18 protein-coding genes are annotated in these 18268 nt (G+C 59.2%); 13 read left to right on the top strand and 5 right to left on the bottom strand.

Annotated features, from left to right (window positions below; genetic code table 11):
* Positions 1 to 41: 41 nt before the first annotated feature.
* Together ACI5GA_RS24690 and ACI5GA_RS24695 are read right to left on the bottom strand one after the other, a co-directional pair.
* Positions 42 to 842 carry a hypothetical protein gene (locus ACI5GA_RS24690; protein ID WP_421424650.1) on the bottom strand — a complete coding sequence of 267 codons (801 nt, stop codon included), beginning with the start codon at positions 840 to 842 and terminating at the stop codon, positions 42 to 44.
* Positions 843 to 1119: 277 nt separating this feature from the next.
* Complete coding sequence (locus ACI5GA_RS24695; protein ID WP_421424651.1) at positions 1120 to 2115, bottom strand: alpha/beta hydrolase; 996 nt, start codon at positions 2113 to 2115, stop codon at positions 1120 to 1122.
* A 129-nt stretch (positions 2116 to 2244) separates the two neighbouring features.
* Between ACI5GA_RS24695 and aroC the strand changes: the two genes are divergently transcribed.
* The 4 genes from aroC to ACI5GA_RS24715 all read left to right on the top strand — a co-directional run bounded on the left by aroC (position 2245) and on the right by ACI5GA_RS24715 (position 6223).
* Positions 2245 to 3336, top strand: coding sequence for a chorismate synthase (aroC, locus tag ACI5GA_RS24700; RefSeq protein ID WP_404633011.1), 1092 nt, complete (start codon positions 2245 to 2247; stop codon positions 3334 to 3336).
* A 37-nt stretch (positions 3337 to 3373) separates the two neighbouring features.
* The gene (locus ACI5GA_RS24705; RefSeq protein ID WP_421424652.1) at positions 3374 to 4519 is read left to right on the top strand and encodes an MFS transporter; all 1146 of its coding nucleotides are present in this window, start codon (positions 3374 to 3376) and stop codon (positions 4517 to 4519) included.
* Positions 4520 to 4622: 103 nt separating this feature from the next.
* A complete protein-coding gene (locus tag ACI5GA_RS24710; RefSeq protein WP_421424654.1) occupies positions 4623 to 5153 on the top strand; it encodes an acireductone dioxygenase in 531 nt (176 codons plus the stop codon).
* Positions 5154 to 5506: 353 nt separating this feature from the next.
* Complete coding sequence (locus ACI5GA_RS24715) at positions 5507 to 6223, top strand: helix-turn-helix transcriptional regulator (protein ID WP_404633017.1); 717 nt, start codon at positions 5507 to 5509, stop codon at positions 6221 to 6223.
* A gap of 124 nt (positions 6224 to 6347) precedes the next feature.
* Here ACI5GA_RS24715 and ACI5GA_RS24720 read toward each other — a convergent pair whose 3' ends face one another.
* Positions 6348 to 6626 (bottom strand): DUF3509 domain-containing protein, encoded by a 279-nt coding sequence (locus ACI5GA_RS24720; protein WP_404633019.1) that lies wholly within the window; start codon positions 6624 to 6626, stop codon positions 6348 to 6350.
* A 453-nt stretch (positions 6627 to 7079) separates the two neighbouring features.
* Here ACI5GA_RS24720 and ACI5GA_RS24725 point away from each other — a divergent pair, with 453 nt between their 5' ends.
* The 4 genes from ACI5GA_RS24725 (at position 7080) to ACI5GA_RS24740 (ending at position 11020) form a co-directional block, all read left to right on the top strand.
* Entirely contained in the window at positions 7080 to 7616 is a 537-nt protein-coding gene (locus ACI5GA_RS24725; protein WP_421424655.1) for an ankyrin repeat domain-containing protein, read from the top strand.
* A gap of 81 nt (positions 7617 to 7697) precedes the next feature.
* Positions 7698 to 8225 (top strand): hypothetical protein, encoded by a 528-nt coding sequence (locus tag ACI5GA_RS24730; RefSeq protein ID WP_404633023.1) that lies wholly within the window; start codon positions 7698 to 7700, stop codon positions 8223 to 8225.
* Between the two features lie 210 nt (positions 8226 to 8435).
* Positions 8436 to 8627, top strand: a complete 192-nt coding sequence (locus ACI5GA_RS24735; RefSeq protein ID WP_404633025.1) for a PLD nuclease N-terminal domain-containing protein — start codon at positions 8436 to 8438, stop codon at positions 8625 to 8627.
* Positions 8628 to 8947: 320 nt separating this feature from the next.
* Positions 8948 to 11020 carry an LTA synthase family protein gene (locus ACI5GA_RS24740; protein ID WP_421424657.1) on the top strand — a complete coding sequence of 691 codons (2073 nt, stop codon included), beginning with the start codon at positions 8948 to 8950 and terminating at the stop codon, positions 11018 to 11020.
* A gap of 217 nt (positions 11021 to 11237) precedes the next feature.
* On the opposite strand, the gene ACI5GA_RS24745 is transcribed toward ACI5GA_RS24740, so the two are convergent.
* Positions 11238 to 12533 (bottom strand): OprD family porin, encoded by a 1296-nt coding sequence (locus ACI5GA_RS24745; RefSeq protein ID WP_421424659.1) that lies wholly within the window; start codon positions 12531 to 12533, stop codon positions 11238 to 11240.
* 248 nt (positions 12534 to 12781) lie between these two features.
* On the opposite strand from ACI5GA_RS24745, the gene ACI5GA_RS24750 reads away from it, so the two are divergent.
* The 5 genes from ACI5GA_RS24750 to ACI5GA_RS24770 all read left to right on the top strand — a co-directional run bounded on the left by ACI5GA_RS24750 (position 12782) and on the right by ACI5GA_RS24770 (position 17311).
* Positions 12782 to 13018 (top strand): hypothetical protein, encoded by a 237-nt coding sequence (locus tag ACI5GA_RS24750; protein WP_404633031.1) that lies wholly within the window; start codon positions 12782 to 12784, stop codon positions 13016 to 13018.
* Between the two features lie 249 nt (positions 13019 to 13267).
* The gene (locus ACI5GA_RS24755; RefSeq protein WP_404633033.1) at positions 13268 to 13606 is read left to right on the top strand and encodes a ribonuclease E inhibitor RraB; all 339 of its coding nucleotides are present in this window, start codon (positions 13268 to 13270) and stop codon (positions 13604 to 13606) included.
* Between the two features lie 499 nt (positions 13607 to 14105).
* Complete coding sequence (locus ACI5GA_RS24760; RefSeq protein ID WP_404633035.1) at positions 14106 to 15515, top strand: circularly permuted type 2 ATP-grasp protein; 1410 nt, start codon at positions 14106 to 14108, stop codon at positions 15513 to 15515.
* Positions 15516 to 15527: 12 nt separating this feature from the next.
* Positions 15528 to 16487, top strand: coding sequence for an alpha-E domain-containing protein (locus ACI5GA_RS24765; protein WP_404633037.1), 960 nt, complete (start codon positions 15528 to 15530; stop codon positions 16485 to 16487).
* Positions 16484 to 17311 (top strand): transglutaminase family protein, encoded by an 828-nt coding sequence (locus ACI5GA_RS24770; protein WP_404633039.1) that lies wholly within the window; start codon positions 16484 to 16486, stop codon positions 17309 to 17311. Before ACI5GA_RS24765 ends, ACI5GA_RS24770 begins: the two co-directional genes overlap by 4 nt.
* A gap of 155 nt (positions 17312 to 17466) precedes the next feature.
* Here the strand turns inward: ACI5GA_RS24770 and ACI5GA_RS24775 are convergent, their stop codons facing one another.
* Positions 17467 to 18264, bottom strand: coding sequence for a c-type cytochrome (locus ACI5GA_RS24775; RefSeq protein WP_421425533.1), 798 nt, complete (start codon positions 18262 to 18264; stop codon positions 17467 to 17469).
* Positions 18265 to 18268 lie beyond the last annotated feature (4 nt).

Below are 18268 nucleotides of genomic sequence, written 5' to 3' on the forward strand. Positions count from 1 at the left end.
GGCAAAGTAGAATCTCCCACAAGGTGTGCGGCGAGCGGACATTAGCGATGCGTCGCAATCCAGATCAACAGCCCCGCCTGAAACACCGCAAAGGTCACCAGGCAGGCAATGGTAAAGCGCAGTCCGCTGTCATCGCGGCGGTACTTGTTGACCTTGTCTTCGGCCTTTTTGATCGCCACTTCCTGTTCGAGAATCTTCTGCTCCGCCTGCTGCAACATCTGCGCGGCGTCGAGGATTTCGACGATCTGCACCTTGTCGGTGTTCCACGTGTTGTTCAGGTTGCCGACCTTGGCGTCCTTGATGCTGCCTTTGAGGTGTTGCGCATCGGCATAGACCACCTCGAAACCCTGGGTTTTGAGGAAGTGGTCGCGGCGCAGGCGGGTGTCTTCGTTCAGCGCATCCTTGTTCGCCAATGCGGTGCCTTCGATGCGGTACTCGGACCAGCGTTTTTGCGCCCAGTGAATCCCCTGGGCCAGCATGAAACGTCCCAGACCCCGGTTCCACGGTTCGATCTGCAAGCCGGATTCCGGGCCAACGCGCACGGCGCGGCTGGCGTGGTCGACCCAGATGTCCAGATGGTTCTGTTCCTTTCGGGTTTTCTGGCTGGGCAGGTGATAACTCATACGCAGCAGGCTGAACTCCCGGTTATGGCGTTCGGCGCGACCGAATTCGACAAAGCGCAGAGGGCGCCCGCCAGTGGCGCGGTCGGTGGGCAGGGGCGCCAGACGCAGCATCGTAAAATGCTCGGCCTGAACGTCCTCCCAGAGCACCGGAGTGGCGACGTCACCTTCTTTTCCTTCCGTCGGGGCGGCCACTTCGGCCTGCATGGTAGCTTCTGTCATTACGGCGATCCTGTTGTCGACATGGCCCGGCAAACACGATGCCAGCATCCCGATATCGGCCGTTTTTGGTGAAGCTGAAGGGAAACCTCTTCAGGTCGGGAAGGGTACCGTCCCCTGTGGGAGAGAAATCATTCCGGTCGGCGATCCGACGATGCGGTGGTACATCGTCCAGATACTCGTCTGATGCACCACCCTCTCGCGAATGAATTCGCTCCCACAGGAGAACCGAGTCCTGCCTGAAATATCTATTTAGGTCGCAATTTATTGGGCGATGCCGTCAGGCAGCAGGCACTGACCCGATGAACTTCAGAATCCGATCGGACAGCTCACTGGCCAGCGGCAGTTGTGGGTCTTTATAGGAGGCGAGTTGACGTTTCATGTCCATCGGCACGATACGCAGCACGTGATTCATGCCGTCGATGATCGCCAGTTGCGAGTCCGGTTTGGCCTTGTGCAGCAACTCGGCATCGCCCACACCAACTTGCATGTCGTTGCGGCCCTGAATGATCAGGGTCGGGATCTTCAATTGGCTGAACGCTTGCGCAGGGTTCTGCCGGAACAGCGAAATCAGGTACGGCTGTACGCTGGGGCGAAACACCACCTGCAAAGGTTCAGGAACGTTGTCGTCGGTCTTGCCGGCCTTGATTTCCTCGATCAATTCCTCGCTGCGCGCCAGCAGGGGCGGCGGCAGCCGGTATTGCAGTTGCTCGCGCACCACCTGATCCACCGGGCGTCCAGTGCCTGCGACGGAGATCAATGCAGTGGCCCCGGCACGTTCAGCGGCCAACGTCGCAACCAGTGCGCCTTCGCTGTGGCCCATGAGGATCAATTGTCCCAGACGTGGATCGGTTTTCAGCTTCTCGGCCCAGGCCACGGCGTCGTCGACGTATTTCTCGATGCTCAGGTCGCGTTCATCAGGTGTGGCAGGACGGCTGGCGGCCACCCCGCGCTTGTCGTAGCGCACGCTGGCGATGTTGTGCCGGGCCAGGATCAGCGCCAGGCGTTTCATGCTGTCGTTGCGCCCGCCATCGGTGTTGTTGCCGTCACGATCGGTCGGGCCGGAACCTGCGATGATCAGCACCACCGGCACGGGTGTGGTGGACTTGGGCAGCAATAACGTGCCAAACAGCTCGCCCGTGCCCGTCTCCAGCGAGATGGGACGTTGCAAGACGACCGGCGTGCCCGCGTGGGCAATGGACGATAAAAGGGTGAGGGTCAAAGCGATTACTCGCAGCGGCAGCAAGCCGCGAATCAGGGACATACCGGGTAGCATCGCAAGGCCATCGTCAAGAAAGTGTCAATTGGACGCGACTAATTGCGTAAGGTTCGAGGGTGAACTGCGCGTTCAGCCTGCGTATACTGGCGCCCTCGTGTTTTTGGTCGTTTTTTCGGAGCCTCCCGCATGTCCGGCAATACCTTCGGCAAGCTGTTCTCGGTCACCACCGCTGGCGAAAGCCATGGTCCGGCGCTGGTCGCCATCGTTGACGGCTGCCCGCCAGGTGTCGAGTTGTCGCTGGAAGACCTGCAGCGTGATCTGGATCGCCGCAAGCCCGGCACCAGCCGCCACACCACTCAGCGCCAGGAAGCCGATGAGGTGGAGATCCTGTCCGGCGTGTTCGAGGGCAAGACCACGGGCACCTCCATTGGCCTGCTGATTCGCAACACTGACCAGAAGTCCAAGGATTACTCGCAGATCAAGGACCTGTTCCGCCCGGCCCATGCCGACTACACCTATCACCACAAATACGGTGTGCGCGACTACCGTGGCGGTGGCCGCAGCTCGGCGCGGGAAACCGCGATGCGCGTGGCGGCGGGGGCCATCGCCAAGAAATACCTGCTGACTCAGGGCATCACCGTACGCGGTTACATGAGTCAGCTGGGTCCTATCGAAATTCCGTTCAAGACCTGGGAGTCTGTGGAGCAGAACGCCTTTTTCAGTCCGGACCCCGACAAAGTGCCCGAGCTGGAAGCCTACATGGACCAGTTGCGCCGTGATCAGGATTCGGTCGGCGCGAAAATCACCGTCGTCGCCGAAGGCGTGATGCCGGGGCTGGGTGAGCCGATTTTTGACCGTCTGGACGCTGAACTGGCTCACGCCCTGATGAGCATCAACGCGGTGAAAGGCATCGAAATCGGCGCCGGTTTCGACAGCATTGCCCAGCGCGGCACCGAGCACCGTGACGAGTTGACCCCGGAAGGTTTCCTGTCCAATAACGCGGGCGGCATTCTGGGTGGCATTTCATCGGGCCAGCCGATCGTTGCGCACCTGGCGCTGAAACCGACGTCCAGCATCACCGTTCCGGGCCGTTCGATCGACGTTAACGGCAATGCACTGGAGATGATCACCAAAGGCCGTCACGACCCCTGCGTCGGCATTCGTGCCACGCCGATCGCCGAGGCGATGATGGCCATCGTCTTGCTCGATCACCTGCTGCGTCATCGCGGACAAAACCACGACGTGCGCGTCAGCACTCCGGTTCTGGGTCAGCTGTAATGCCGGACCCCGGCGCTGCCGCCACAGGTCTTTGACCGTGGCGGCGCTTCCTTACTGGCGGCTGTCCAGTTTCTATCTCTTCTATTTCGCCTTGCTTGGGTCGACCGCGCCGTTTCTGGCGTTGTATTTCGATCATCTGGGCTTCCCCAGTGCGCGCATTGGCGAACTGTTGGCTATCCCGATGTTGATGCGCTGCGTGGCGCCGAACATTTGGGGCTGGCTGGGGGACTACACCGGGCGGCGGCTGGCCATCGTGCGCCTTGGCGCGATCTGCACGCTGGGCTGTTTTTCCCTGATCCTCGTCGACAAGTCCTACGCCTGGCTGGCAATGGTCATGGCGTTGCATGCCTTTTTCTGGCACGCCGTGTTGCCGCAGTTCGAAGTGATCACCCTGGCGCATCTGCAAGGGCAGACTGCGCGCTACAGCCAGATTCGGCTATGGGGATCGATTGGTTTCATTCTGACGGTCGTGGGCCTGGGGCGTCTGTTTGAGTGGTTCAGTCTGGACCTTTACCCGCAGGCGTTGTTGCTGATCATGGGCGGGATCGTTGCCAGCAGTTGGTGGGTGCCCAACGCGCAACCCGTGGCAAGCAGCCAGCGTGCGGCAGGCGAAGGGTTCCTCAAGCAGTTATTCAGCCCCGGTGTGCTGGCCTTCTATATCTGCGTGGCCTTGATGCAGTTGAGCCATGGCCCGTATTACACCTTTCTCACGCTGCATCTGGAGCATCTGGGCTACAGTCGCGGCATCATCGGCTTGCTCTGGGCCGTGGGCGTCGTTGCCGAAGTGCTGATGTTTCTGGGCATGAGCCGCATTCTGCAACGCTTCAGCGTGCGCCATGTGCTGATCGCCAGTTTCTCGCTCGCGGCATTGCGTTGGTTACTGCTGGGCCGTTTCGCGGACCATCTGGCGGTGCTGATGTTCGCCCAATTACTGCACGCGGCCACCTTCGGCAGTTTTCACGCAGCGGCCATTCATTTCCTGCAACGCAGTTTTGGCCCTCGCCAACAAGGGCAGGGCCAGGCGTTGTACGCCGCCTTGTCCGGCACGGGAGGTGCCATGGGCGCGTTGTATTCCGGTTACGCGTGGAACGCGCTGGGTGCGGGCTGGACCTTTGCCATCGCCAGCCTGGCCGCGTTGATCGCCGCGTTGTTGGCCGTCGCACGGATGCAAAAGGAGCGATGATGAGTGCGTCATGCCCACCGAGTCTTTCATTGATTAGCCTGTCTGACCCCGCGTCCGGCCCAGCACACTCCGGCCGACGTCGACTGAACCGAGGAACCCCGCAATGAGCATTCTCTCTGTCTATCACGTGTCTTCTCCTGAGTTGCCCAACAAGGTCCTGACTCACCAGGAAGACATCGCCTCGACGCTCGCCGAGCAGGGAATTGCCTTTAGCCGCCTGCCATCGACATTAGCGCTCAAGGCGGGCGCCAGTGAGGAGGAGGTGCTGGACGCATGTCGTGTGCAGATCGATCAATTGATGACCGAGCATGGCCTTGACGCGGTCGAGGTGATCAGTATCGACGGGCCTGTCCCGAGTGGTGAACCACGTCGCGAGCATTATCATCACACCGACGAACTGCGCTTCTTCGTCGCCGGGCGGGGGCTGTTGTCGCTGCGCGTTGGTGACTTCGTGTACGCCGTGTTGTGCGAGAAAAATGACCTGATCGCCATTCCGGCCGGAACGCGCCAATGGTTTGACCTAGGTGACCATCCGCGTCTGATCGCCACTCGTCTGTTCAGAGATGGAGCAGGGCGCCAGGGTGTCCCGACAGGGGATGCCATCGCCGATGAGTTTCCTGGACTCGACGACTGACTGCTCATCGTTGCGACAGCGAGCAGACGCTTTCAGTCGCAAGAATTTCCGAACGGCCAATGCCTTTTGCATTGGCCGTTTTTGTTTCAAAAAAGGCAAAAATGTAAGCACGTTTTGGTTGTTTTGTGGGAAGTGGCCTGTTTGTAAGTCAGGCATGACTGTTTGTTTTCGCCGTTGTGTTTAACCCCCTCGGACTGTGTAACCCTTGCGCTGTCGGACCCTGACGGCTTCTAAACGCACGCTCGTTCCTGCGTTTTTGTGCAGGACTTCGTGTTTTTTGGATGCCGAAATTTATCAACAACTCTAAAGAGCACTCAGGGACGGCACATGACGTTTTTTAAATGGAGGGGAAGATGAAAAACGTACAGACAGGGACGCTGAGCCCGTTGATCGAACAGATGGTGAGCAGCATCACGGATCAGGACGGCAACGCCGCGATCGAGAATGCGCTGGACTGGCTCAGACAGGAATGTCGCTGCGAGCGGGCCATGTTGTATCAGTACCGGGAAGGGTCATTGCTCAGTTGCATCACGTCCAACGTCGACAATTACTGGAAGGAGTTGTACGCCCAGGGACGGTTGATGATCGAGGACCCGGTGATTCGCTGTTATCGCCACAAGATGGGATTTCTGGACTGGGAGGATGCGTTTCACGACTATCCTCCGTCGTCGGCCTATTTGGCCGCCGTTCAGGACTGCGGGCTGCTACCTGCACTGTCTTATGGTTACAGCAGCGAAAACCGGGCGAATCGCGGGGTGGTGACGGTGTGTTCGCTCAATGGGTTGCAGCGTCCGCTGACGCACAACGATCGCTATCTGGTGACCAGCCTGGTGCCCATGCTGCATGTGGCCGGGAAAGGGCGTGAGTTCCAGACTCGAGCATTGACCGCCAAGGAGATGGAAATTCTCAAATGGGCGCGAGAGGGTAAAACGGCGTGGGAAATTGCGCTGATCAAGGAAGTTTCGGAGGCAACGGTCAAACATCATTTCAAAAGCATCTATGCCAAGCTGGGCGTCACCAATCGCGCGCAGGCGGTAGGTGAAGCGCTGTGCCGTGGCATCATCCGATAACGGATAGGCAGATAAGGTCAGCGCGACACCCGTCGGCTGATGGAATGCGCAAAAAAACCGCGATGGCAGGTCAGCTATCGCGGTCTTCATAAAGGGATGCTTCAGGTGCTGCAACGAATAGCGCTTATCGCGTGTGATAAGTCGGCAAGTCAAAGCGGTGCTGACTTTGCAGCATCGAAATGGCAGGCAGTTCGCTGGCCTGAGCCGCCAGATCACGACGAATGGCACTGATCACCCATTCCATCTGCACAGGCGTATGAAGCTGCGCGTATGAAATCGAGCGGCGCATGTGCTTGCCCTCACTGTTGCGCAGAGTCAACAGCACGCCGCCATCCGGACGAGCCTGAGTGGTGACTTGGTAATCGGAAAATACGGAAGCGAATTTCTCTTGGATGAAAGTCATGTCTAGCGGCTCCATTGCTCGTGTTAACAGGCTTGGTAGGACTAGTGCAGTGACTGTGCCAGTATGGGTTGAAAATAAATTTGTTATAAATCAATTGCTTATGCGGAATATACTTTTTTGCGTTCGTGCAATTTGCATGAAAGGCTAATCGGCGTCCTGCATTTTGCGGGAGCCGGGAGAGTTCGTGGGGGGAGATGGAGGGGGAGTGGAAGGGGTTGCTGATATCTGAGACAGCGATACCCGGCGTTCATTTCACGTTGTTTCAGCGATTTGTTCACGATGTCGATAGGCGGTGTGGCTATCACCTTCATCGAAATCCTTTGCTGGCTTGGCGGGTGAGAAAGGTGAGATTGTGCGCAAACTTTATCGTCGCTGCGCAGATCAGAGGGTGTGTGCAGCACAATGCAGTATTGGCTAAGTGCACCCTGCCGGGTGCGCCTCAGGAGAGATGAAATGTCTGACACCCCCAACAAACCGGATAGCCCCACACGCATGTCGGACGAAGAAGCGCTGGAATTTGCCGAACAGGTGTTTGACCGCGCCCGTGCCGGTGATGCGAATATGCTGGACCGCTTGCTTGAAAGCGGCTTGACCCCCAACCTGCGTAACCACAAAGGCGACACGCTGTTGATGCTGGCTGCCTATCACGGCCACCAGGACGCTGTGAAAGTGCTGCTCAAGCACAAGGCAGATCCGGAAATTCGCAATGCCAATGGTCAAAGCCCGATCGCCGGGGCAGCCTTCAAAGGCGATCTGGACGTGGTACGGATTCTGGTCGAAGGCGGAGCAGACGTTGAAGGGGCTTCGGCCGATGGCCGAACGGCCTTGATGATGGCGGCCATGTTCAACCGGACGGCGATTGTCGACTACCTGATCGCCCAAGGCGCCAATCCCAATGTAAAGGATGCCAAGGGTGTGACCCCGTTGATGGCCGCACAAACCATGGGCGCCACCGAAACGGCTGAGCAATTGGCCCGCTTAAGCGTTTGATGCGCCGACCTCAGGAATAGAGCTGCGAAGGATTTCCCGCTATCCTTCGCGCCTGTTTTTTCGCGCCCGAGTACCCATGCCATGAAAGCTTCTCTCCTCGAATTCATCAGCAAGATCAGCTCCGGCTGCATGAGCGACGAGGAAATCGAAAAGATTGCCGACGAAGCCGAGCAGGCTTACGCCGATCCTGACGCTTTCCTGGCCGCCAACCCCGATGTCAATTACGACGACACCTTCCCGATTCCGCTGGGGGAGTGGGTAGTGGTGGGCAGCCTGCCGGAAACCGTGATGTTCCAGGCCGACAACTACATGGACCTGTTCACCGAGATCACGGCGTCGTTTGGCCCTCAGGTGGCCTTCAATATCAAGCCCAAACAGTTGGCCAAAACCGAGCCGCTGACCGCGCTGAACCGCATTCAGATCCAGTTGAGCAGCATGAACAAGGAGATGGGCGGGTACGTGCTGATGAACCTGAGCGAACCGCTGGATGACGAATTGCAGACGGTGCTGGTGTACGGCAACGACCAGTCGCGGGTCATGGAGTTGGGCGTTGAACTGGGTATTCTGATCGAGCCTGCCCTGGAGGCGCTCAAAGCCCAAGAGGTGTAACGGCTGAGTACATCGTTCTGTAGCAGCCCGGCTTGCCGGCGGCGGCGGTTTTACGGACGCCACCGCAGGCAAGCCATGCTGCTACCGTTTTGTGCGGTATTGAATATCAGGGGCGATATTCACCTCCCGCAAATATCCCGCCCGCCTCACGGAACCCTCATTCAACGGCACCACTCCTAACTGGGCAAGCTTTCAATAAGGAGCGTCACCATGGGTTCCACCTTCAATGGTCTGGTTGGATTGATCATTCTGGCCCTCGACATCTGGGCCATCCTCAATGTGTTGAAGAGCGGTGCAGAAACCGGCATGAAGATCCTCTGGGTCTTGCTGATCGCACTGTTGCCCGTGCTTGGCCTGATCATCTGGGCGATTGCCGGTCCGCGGGGAGATGTGCGGGTCTAGCGTCGCACCGGAAACGGCTGGAACATCAACGCCTGATTCGCTTCGGTGGGTCAGGCGTTCTTTGTAAGAAAATATTAGAGCTCTACTCAAACAACGGAATTTTCACTGCTTTTTCGAGAAAATTCCCGCCGCTTGCCGTTCGCTGGCTGAACGAATCCTGAATTTATCCCGTGCGTGCCCATGAAGAATGCAGCGCATTGGTGGTAAACACCGGGCGATCACGTACTATTTGCCCCCCGCAGTCGTGTGCTGCATTTCAATGCCACGGACTGCACCGGCTTTAACACACATAAACCTGAATCCAACGGATCCCAAGACTCATGGCCAAACCGGACGCCCCGGCGCGCGCGCCGCAACCTACCGTCAAATCGCACCTGGCTTACACATTATTGAGTGGCCTGGCGTTGATGGTGCTGTACACCCTGCTGCGCGTGGCGCTGCTGGTTTACAACCGTGAAGGCATCGGCGCCACGCCTGCCTCGACATTCATCGAGGCATTTGGCAACGGTCTGCGTTTCGACCTGCGTCTGGTGGTCTACATCCTGATTCCGCTGTTGCTGGCGCTGTTCAGTGCCCGGCTGATGGCGGCACGCGGCTTCTTCCGTTTCTGGTTGACGCTGGTCGCGAGCCTGACCACGTTCTTCGGCCTGATGGAAATGGACTTCTACCGCGAGTTCCATCAGCGCCTGAACGGGCTGGTGTTCCAGTACGTGAAGGAAGACCCGAAAACCGTACTGAGCATGATTTGGTACGGCTACCCGGTAGTGCGCTACCTGTTGGCGTGGGCGTTGCTGACCTGGCTGTTGAGTCTGGTCTTCAAAGGCATTGACCGTGCGACCCGTCCACGGGGTGGTTTCAACATCGGCAGCTCCAGCAACCGTGCTGTTGCCCCGTGGTACACCCGCGTCGGCGTATTTGTGGTCTGCCTGTTGATCGCTGTAGTCGCCGCGCGCGGTACGTTGCGTCAAGGCCCGCCACTGCGCTGGGGGGATGCCTACACCACCGAATCCAATTTCGCCAACACCCTGGGCCTGAACGGCACGCTGACCCTGCTCGCTGCTGCCAAGAGCCGCATGTCCGAAGACCGCGATAACATCTGGAAGGCCACACTGCCGCAGCCAGAGGCGCAGCAAACCGTGCGCGACATGCTGCTGACCGCCAATGACAAGCTGGTCGATTCGGACAAGGCGGCCATCCGTCGCGAGTTCACCCCGCCTGCCAGCAACACGCTGCCGATCAAGAACGTCGTCGTCATCCTGATGGAAAGCTTCGCCGGTCACTCGGTGGGCGCGTTGGGCGATGAATCCAACATCACGCCGTACTTCGACAAACTGTCTGAAGAAGGCCTGCTGTTCGACCACTTCTTCTCCAACGGCACCCACACGCACCAGGGCATGTTCGCCACCATGGCGTGCTTCCCGAACCTGCCGGGTTTCGAATACCTGATGCAAACCCCGGAAGGCAGCCACAAGCTGTCCGGCCTGCCGCAACTGCTGAGCGCGCGCAAGTATGACGACGTGTACGTCTACAACGGCGACTTCGCCTGGGACAACCAGTCCGGGTTCTTCAGCAACCAGGGCATGACCAACTTCATCGGCCGTAACGACTTCGTCAATCCGGTGTTTTCCGACCCGACGTGGGGCGTATCCGACCAGGACATGTTCGACCGTGGCGCTCAGGAACTGAAAGACCGCGAAGCCAAGGGCAAGCCGTTCTATGCGCTGCTGCAAACCCTCTCCAACCACACGCCTTACGCGCTGCCTGCCAACCTGCCGGTTGAGCGCGTGACCGGGCATGGCACGCTGGATGAGCACCTGACGGCCATGCGTTACTCCGACTGGGCGCTGGGCCAGTTCTTCGAGAAGGCCAAGAAAGAGCCTTATTACAAGGACACCCTGTTCGTCATCGTCGGCGACCACGGCTTTGGCAACAACGAGCAGATCACCGAAATGGACCTGGGTCGCTTCAACGTGCCGATGTTGATGATCGCGCCTGGCCTGCAAGACAAGTTCGGCAAGCGCAGCAGCATCGTCGGTACTCAGATCGACATCGTGCCGACCATCATGGGCCGCCTGGGTGGCGACACCGTGCACCAATGCTGGGGCCGTGACTTGCTGAACCTGCCTGCGGGCGATCTGGGCTTCGGCGTGATCAAGCCGTCGGGCAGCGAGCAGACGGTGGCCATCGTGACCGGCAACCGCATCCTGATCGAACCGAAGGAAATGGAGCCGAAAATCTACCACTACGAACTGGGCACCAAGCCTCACGCCGAGCTGGAGCCAAACGCTCCGGATGTGGCCGAGCTGCGCAAAAAGCTCGACAGCTTCCTGCAGACTGCGACCAAGAGCCTGCTGGACAACACGGCAGGGGTGAAGGACGCCAAGCCGCAATAAACCCGCCTCAACAAAAACGCCCCGATATCGGGGCGTTTTTGTTGGTGGTCGTTGCCGTTCGATCTGTGAATGGCGGCTGCAGCACTTCGGTCTGCTGTGGGAGCCGGCTTGCTGGCGAAGGCGGTGTGTCAGTCAATGAAGATTTTGCTGATCCGACGTATTCGCCAGCAAGCCGGCTCCCACAGGGATTGTGTTCCAGTCTCAATATTTGAGCGTGTCAGAGCACCGAAAAGTTGTAGCTCAGAATCAACCGGGTCTCGTCCACATCCCGGGCAAACTTCTCGTAGTTGCTGCGGAAGGTCGCGTTGCGCAGGCGAACGCTCAGGTCCTTGAAGGTCCCGCTCTGCACCACGTACTTGACCTCGCTGTCGCGCTCCCATTCCTTGCCTTCGCTGTCGCTGCCCGCCACCTTGATGTTGTCGCCGTTGACGTAACGGGTCATGACGCTCAAACCACTGAGGCCGATGGCCTTGAAGTCGTAGTCATACCGCAACTGCCACGACCGTTCCTGCGCTGCGGCGAAGTCGTTGACCTGGATGTAGTTCACGAGGTTCGGGTTGGTGCCGTCCAGATACGGCATTGAGGTGTCGCCGATCATGGTCTGCCAGCCAATGGTCACTTTGTGCCCTGACAGTGCGTAGGCGAGCAGGGCGCTGAAGGCCTGGTTGTCGATTTCGCCCGCGCGCGCCGAGCCGTCGTCGTGGCTCTTGATGAAGTGCACATCGGCAGACCCGGTGCCCGGTCCGATTTTCTGAGTGGCGAGTAAACCGAGGTAGTGCTGGTGATAGACGTTTTCCAGCGCCGCGTAGTGGTACTGGCCGACGAGGCCCGGCGCGATCGTGTAGTCGACGCCGTACATGTCGAAGTGGTTGCCGGTGATGTCGCTGGTATAGCGCTTGTTCTTGCTGTTCAGGCGGATGTCCTGAGAATCGGTGGAATCACGGGCGGTGTAGTGGTCGAGCCGCGACGCCATCAGTTTGAAGCCGGACAGGTCTTCAGAGGTCAGCATGCCGCCGTTGAACATCGTGGGCAGCAGGCGTCCGTCGTTGTACTTCAGCAGAGGCGCGTCAGGCATCATCGCGCCGTACTTGAACACGGTTTTCGAGACGCGGACCTTGGCCGCTGCGCCCGCTTTGGCGTACTGGCCCTTCGAGCCGCGTGGGTCGCTGCCGCTGGAAGGCAGCAGGCCAGTGCCGCTGCGGTCGGGGCTGGAATCCAGTTGGAAACCGGCCATCACCAGTGCGTCGATGCCGAACCCTACCGGGCCTTGCGTATAACCCGATTGGAAATTGAGGATGAAGCCCTGCGCCGCCTCTTCGCGTTTCGAGGCGCCCTGAGGGTTGGAACTGCTGCCGTCGCGAAAATCGCGGTTGAAGTACATCGTGCGTGATTCGAGGTTGGCTTTGCTGTCTTCCAGAAAGCCTTCGGCTTGGACGACGGGCATCAGGCCTGCGCACAGGGACAGTGTTCCAAGGCCGAGCAGCGCGCGCTGCCGGGTAGGGCGGGTAAGCATGTAGGACTCCAGAGAGAGCGCCGCAGGGAGAGGCGTCGAGGGCGCGCAGTATCGGCAGTCAGACGTGCAGGGGGTATCCCACCTTTGTATAGGTTTCGGGTGCGCAAGCCTCGTTCCAGACACGTTTTTACGATGTTGTTCCCATGTGGGCAGTCACGTCAGTGTGCGACTCATACCGGTGGAACGCCGCTGGCAGGGCAGGGTCAAGATCATTAGGCCGGTTTCCGGCTCCGACTGAGGAGACATCGATGAAAGTCTGGACTATTGCGTTTCTCGATAAGGACGGCGTGCAGCAGAGCCTTGATCTTGAATCCGAGCAGCGTCCCAGTGAAGAAGAGGCGGCTCAGCGATTGCGCCCGCGTCTGTTCCCGGTCACTCACGAGCTCGACCTGAACGATCTGGAAGGGCGAACTCAGGATCCGACCGTCAGGACACTCAAGGAGCAGAATGCGGTGCAGATCATTTCCATCGTCGAGGCCCACTGAAAAACCTGTGAAATAACCACGCGTTGCCGATTGGCAACGCGTTGATAATGGGCGTAATCTGCAAACAAGGCCGGTGGAGCATCTACCCGAGCCAGCTCGTGTACTGATGTTCTTTTTGTAACAGCAGCATCGGCCTTGTCAGCGACATGCTTGAGTCCCGGGTGGCGGAGGATCTGCCGCTTGGCGCTTCCACATGAGGCGTTTCGGGATCGTTGAAACTCTATCTATCGTTGTATAGGAGGACGTTTCATGAGCACGACCTATCAAGAAGACATCAGCAGTCACGTACTGCGCCGCATGAAAGAAAGCGGTTTCGACTTCGCACGCATCTACCCCATCGAGTTCTATGCCGTCTTCCCGGATGAAGAGCGGGCGCGTCAGGCTGCGGAAAAGTTTCGTGGCGAATCCCTCAATACTCAGATCAACGCCCGTGAGGACGGTGCGTGGCACCTGCAAGTGAGCAAAGTGATGTACGCGACTTATGATGGCATCGGTGATTTCGAACAGGACTTGCAGAGCGCGATTTTCGGCCTGGATGGAGAGGTCGAGGGTTGGGGCGTGAAACAGGAGGTCAGGCGGTTTCATTGATCGACTGGCGTGCCCGCAAAACGCTCTCTAGCAGCACGGCTTGCCGACGGCAGCGTCCTGAAGATCGCCACCGTCGGCAAGCCGTGCTGCTACAGATGCCCAAGACGAGAAAGAACCGGGAACTCCCAGCATTTCCGGCAGCCAAATCGGGGCAAAAAAAAGCCGCTCGGGTACGAGCGGCGTAAAGGGAATTTCGTTGAACAATCCGGGAACACAAAAACGTCGCTCGTGCAGTCTGGAGCGAGGTTGTCTGCGTTGATGGCGCGATTATCCGTAAACAAACTCAAGTCGGGAAATCAACTCTGGCTATGCTGGTAATAGAATTCTCGGTGGCGGGACGCTTCTCCATGAAGCGTAGGGGAATGGGTGAGGGCGCTTCTTGCACAGGAATGGTGCGAAGGCGTCTGCTGTTTTATTCAACTCATTGATTTAAAAGCGTTTATGCCGCTGGCACGGGCCTTGCGAAGGTCCATGGGTCCATGGTGACAAGGAGTACGGCATGATCCGCACCTTTTATGATGAGATGTACGATGTGGGCGGCGCTGTCCGGCCACATTATCGGGAATTCGCCCGCTGGCTGGGCGAAGCGCCACCTGAGTTACTGGCTCAGCGTCGGCGTGAGGCCGATCTTTTGTTTCATCGCGCCGGGATTACGTTCACGTTGTACGGTGACGAGCAGGGGACCGAGCGTCTGATCCCCTTCGATACGATTCCTCGCAGCATCCCCGCCAGTGAGTGGCGTGTGGTCGAGCGCGGCTGCATTCAGCGGGTCAAAGCGCTGAACATGTTCCTCGCCGACCTCTACCACGATCAACGCATCATCAAGGCCGGGATCATCCCTGCCGAGCAGGTGCTGGCCAACGAGCAGTATCAGTTGGCAATGCAGGGCCTGAACCTGCACCGCGATCTGTACGCCCACATCTCAGGGGTCGATCTGGTGCGCGATGGCGACGGGACTTATTACGTTCTCGAAGACAACCTGCGCACCCCCAGCGGCGTGAGCTACATGCTCGAAGACCGCAAGATGATGATGCGCCTGTTCCCGGAGCTGTTCGCCGCACAGCGCATTGCCCCTATCGACCACTACCCGAACCTGTTGCTCGACACCCTGAAAAGCTCAAGCCCGCTGGATAACCCCAGTGTGGTGGTGCTGACACCGGGGCGTTTCAACAGCGCGTTCTTCGAACACGCCTTCCTGGCGCGGGAGATGGGCGTTGAGTTGGTGGAAGGCGCCGACCTGTTCGTGCGCGACGACCGCGTGTTCATGCGCACCACGGATGGCCCGAAAGCGGTGGACGTGATTTATCGCCGCCTCGATGACGCCTTCCTCGATCCTCTGGCGTTCAACCCTGAGTCGATGTTGGGCGTGCCGGGCCTGTTGTCGGCCTATCGTTCGGGCAACGTGGTGCTGGCCAACGCCATTGGCACGGGCGTCGCCGACGACAAATCGATCTACCCGTTCGTCACCGACATGATCCGTTTCTACCTCGACGAAGAGCCGATCCTGAAAAACGTGCCGACCTGGCAATGCCGCAAGCCTGAAGAACTGTCCCACGTGCTGGCCAATCTGGGCGATCTGGTGGTCAAGGAAACCCAGGGTTCCGGCGGTTACGGGATGTTGGTCGGTCCTGCCGCCACCGCAGCGGAAATCGAAGCGTTTCGGGCGCGGCTGATCGCCAAACCCCACGCGTACATCGCTCAACCTACCTTGTCCCTGTCGACCTGTCCGACCTTCGTCGAGAACGGCATCGCCCCGCGACATATCGACCTGCGCCCATTCGTGTTGTCTGGCCGTGAAACCCGCGTTGTACCCGGTGGCCTGACCCGAGTCGCCTTGCGCGAAGGCTCGCTGGTGGTGAACTCGTCGCAGGGTGGCGGAACCAAGGACACCTGGGTGGTCGAGGATTAAGGAAGCCTGCCAATGCTAAGTAGAACTGCCTCGGATTTATATTGGATGTCGCGGTACCTGGAGCGGGCGGAAAACCTCGCACGGATGCTCGACGTCAGCTACTCGTTGTCATTGATGCCCCAGGACGGGCGCGGCGATGGCCTCAATGAACTGGCCATGCCGCTGCTGATCACCGGCACCCTGGACGATTACCGCGAGCGTTTCGGTGATCTGCATGCCGAGCGTCTGCTGCATTTCTTCGCGCTGGATGCCACCAATCAGGGCAGCATTTTCAGTTGCCTCGCGGCGGCGCGGGCCAGTGCCCACGCGGTACGTGGGCGCATTACTGCGGACATGTGGGAAAACATCAACTCGACCTACCTGGAAATTCGCGGGATCGCCGAGCAGGGCTTGAGCCGCTACGGCATGAGCCGTTTCTGCGAGTGGGTCAAAGAGCGTTCGCACCTGTTCCGTGGCGCCACGTACGGCACGATCATGCGTAACGATGCGTTCCGTTTCATTCGTTTGGGCACGTTCATCGAGCGCGCTGACAACACCCTGCGCATGCTCGATGCCCGTTATGAAATGCTCGAACTGCGCGGGCCGTCTGCCAACGCAGCGGCGGACAGTTCGGCGGCGGGCTACTACCAGTGGAGTGCCTTGTTGCGTGCGCTGTCGTCGTTCGAGGCGTACACCGAGGTCTACCGCGACGCGCCAGGTGCGCGTCAGGTGGCAGAGCTGCTGTTGTTGCGCGCGGATATTCCGCGTTCGTTGCGCGCCTGCCTTGAAGAGCTGGACATGATTTTGTCCACTCTACCGGGCGCCAACGGGCGTCCGGCCCAACGCTTGGCCGCCGAACTCGATGCCCGCCTGCGGTACACCGGCATCGACGAAATCCTTGACGAAGGCCTGCATGAATGGTTGAACGAATTCATTCCGCTGCTGGCCCAACTGGGAAACGTTATCCACACTTCTTATCTGGAGGCAGCATGAGACTGTCCATTAGCCACGAGACCACTTATCACTACGACGATCAGGTCCGCGCCAGCATCCAGTATTTGCGTCTGACGCCACATGACAGCGAGCGCCAGCAAGTGCTCAGTTGGCAACTGGCATTGCCGCGGCCGGTGCGAGCGCAAGTCGATCCGTTCGGCAACATCCTGCACGTGTTGACCATGGATGAACCCCACGAGGCCATTGTCATCGGTGCACGCGGGCAAGTTGAAATCGACGAGAAGCGTGAAGCCGAGCATGAGAGCCAGTCGTCACTGCCGTTTTTGCGTTTCACTCGCCTGACCGAAGCGGACGAAGCCATTCGTGCATTCGCGGCCAAGGAAACGAAAAAGCACACCGACCGCAACGCACTGATCGATCTGATGCAGGCGCTGAATCAGCACATCGTTTACACGCCAGGTGCAACAGCCGTCGACACCAGCGCGGCGCAGGCGTTTGCCAATGGGGCAGGCGTTTGTCAGGACCACACCCACGCATTTCTCGCCTGCGCGCGCAGCCTGGGCGTTCCGGCGCGTTATGTGTCGGGTTATCTGTACAGCGACAGCAGCGACCACCTGGCCAGTCATGCGTGGGCCGAGGCCTGGATCGATGACGCCTGGTACAGCTTCGATGTGACCAACCAACTGGCCATCCCCGAGCGTCATCTGAAGCTGGCGGTGGGGCTGGATTACCTGGACGCCTGCCCGGTGCGCGGCATGCGCCGTGGTGGTGGTTGCGAGCAGATGCATGCCAAGGTGGTGGTGTCGCCGTCTGCGCCGGTGGCCAAGCCGGTGGTGCAAATGCAGGTGCAGCGTCAGTCTTGAAGGTCGGATGTCGCTGTTGATGCCTGCCCTGCCATCATAACCTGTGGGAGCGAATTCATTCGCGAGAGGTCAGTGCATACGACGCATTTGTGTCGGATGTACGCCCGCATCGCGAATGAATTCGCTCCCACAGGAGATTGGCGTCGACGATTGAATTATTGGCTGACCTTACGCCCCGCCATCTGCTTCAAATAACTCACCACCTGCCCCAGTTCCTCATCCGATAACACCTCCGGCGTGATCGCAGGCATCTTGGCCTGGGGCCATTGACGCAGGTTTTGCGGGTTGCGGATGTACAGCTTCAGATAATCCCCGGCGAAATACTCGGTGGGGTTATGGGGAATGTTCAGGTCCGGCCCCAGTTGTGAATCCCCCGCGCCATTCAGGCGATGGCAGGCGAAGCAATTCTTCTGAAACAGCGCAAAGCCCTTGTTCACGGGGTCTTCAGCCGCCAGTTTCGGGTCAGGCAGCAGCGCGGGGAAGCGTTCGGCCACCGACGCCAACAGGCGAATCTTACCCACCGCGTAAGGCCATTGTTCCGGGCTGATGTTGCTGGCCGCAGGATCGGTCCATACCAGATAGAACGGCCCGGCGCTCGGTTTGTCCTGGCTCAGCCCCGGCCACGGATGCGCGGGGTCTTCAATCGCCAGCCAGGCCTGTGAGCCGGTTTTTTGCAGCAGCGGGGCGGCGGGCATTTCTGCTGCGAACCCGTCCGTGGCGATGGCCTGAAGGTGGGCGTCGTTCGTCACCCCCTCCAGCAACGCCGCTACGGGCACGGCGCGATAATGCATCGCGCGCTTATAGGACACGTCCTGGGGAATATCGATATCCCGGGCCTGCGGATGTTTGAGCAGTTGCTCGGTGTCCCACGTGCGGGTGCCTTTGGCGGTGCCCAGATCAAGGGTCAGTTGTGCAGCATGAACGGGCAGGGCCAGCAGGACGCCAGCCAGCATCAGA

Source organism: Pseudomonas sp. Pseu.R1, from assembly GCF_045764065.1.
Taxonomy (GTDB): domain Bacteria; phylum Pseudomonadota; class Gammaproteobacteria; order Pseudomonadales; family Pseudomonadaceae; genus Aquipseudomonas.

What these genes read in the sequence shown, in the direction of transcription:
- ACI5GA_RS24770 (WP_404633039.1), top strand. Translation starts at nt 16,484, where the DNA reads ATGAGACTGTCCATTAGCCACGAGACCACTTATCACTACGACGATCAG.
- ACI5GA_RS24695 (WP_421424651.1), bottom strand. Translation starts at nt 2,115, where the DNA reads ATGCTACCCGGTATGTCCCTGATTCGCGGCTTGCTGCCGCTGCGAGTA.
- ACI5GA_RS24735 (WP_404633025.1), top strand. Translation starts at nt 8,436, where the DNA reads ATGGGTTCCACCTTCAATGGTCTGGTTGGATTGATCATTCTGGCCCTC.
- ACI5GA_RS24745 (WP_421424659.1), bottom strand. Translation starts at nt 12,533, where the DNA reads ATGCTTACCCGCCCTACCCGGCAGCGCGCGCTGCTCGGCCTTGGAACA.
- aroC (WP_404633011.1), top strand. Translation starts at nt 2,245, where the DNA reads ATGTCCGGCAATACCTTCGGCAAGCTGTTCTCGGTCACCACCGCTGGC.
- ACI5GA_RS24720 (WP_404633019.1), bottom strand. Translation starts at nt 6,626, where the DNA reads ATGACTTTCATCCAAGAGAAATTCGCTTCCGTATTTTCCGATTACCAA.
- ACI5GA_RS24755 (WP_404633033.1), top strand. Translation starts at nt 13,268, where the DNA reads ATGAGCACGACCTATCAAGAAGACATCAGCAGTCACGTACTGCGCCGC.
- ACI5GA_RS24765 (WP_404633037.1), top strand. Translation starts at nt 15,528, where the DNA reads ATGCTAAGTAGAACTGCCTCGGATTTATATTGGATGTCGCGGTACCTG.
- ACI5GA_RS24740 (WP_421424657.1), top strand. Translation starts at nt 8,948, where the DNA reads ATGGCCAAACCGGACGCCCCGGCGCGCGCGCCGCAACCTACCGTCAAA.
- ACI5GA_RS24775 (WP_421425533.1), bottom strand. Translation starts at nt 18,264, where the DNA reads ATGCTGGCTGGCGTCCTGCTGGCCCTGCCCGTTCATGCTGCACAACTG.
- ACI5GA_RS24750 (WP_404633031.1), top strand. Translation starts at nt 12,782, where the DNA reads ATGAAAGTCTGGACTATTGCGTTTCTCGATAAGGACGGCGTGCAGCAG.
- ACI5GA_RS24725 (WP_421424655.1), top strand. Translation starts at nt 7,080, where the DNA reads ATGTCTGACACCCCCAACAAACCGGATAGCCCCACACGCATGTCGGAC.
- ACI5GA_RS24760 (WP_404633035.1), top strand. Translation starts at nt 14,106, where the DNA reads ATGATCCGCACCTTTTATGATGAGATGTACGATGTGGGCGGCGCTGTC.
- ACI5GA_RS24690 (WP_421424650.1), bottom strand. Translation starts at nt 842, where the DNA reads ATGACAGAAGCTACCATGCAGGCCGAAGTGGCCGCCCCGACGGAAGGA.
- ACI5GA_RS24710 (WP_421424654.1), top strand. Translation starts at nt 4,623, where the DNA reads ATGAGCATTCTCTCTGTCTATCACGTGTCTTCTCCTGAGTTGCCCAAC.
- ACI5GA_RS24715 (WP_404633017.1), top strand. Translation starts at nt 5,507, where the DNA reads ATGAAAAACGTACAGACAGGGACGCTGAGCCCGTTGATCGAACAGATG.
- ACI5GA_RS24730 (WP_404633023.1), top strand. Translation starts at nt 7,698, where the DNA reads ATGAAAGCTTCTCTCCTCGAATTCATCAGCAAGATCAGCTCCGGCTGC.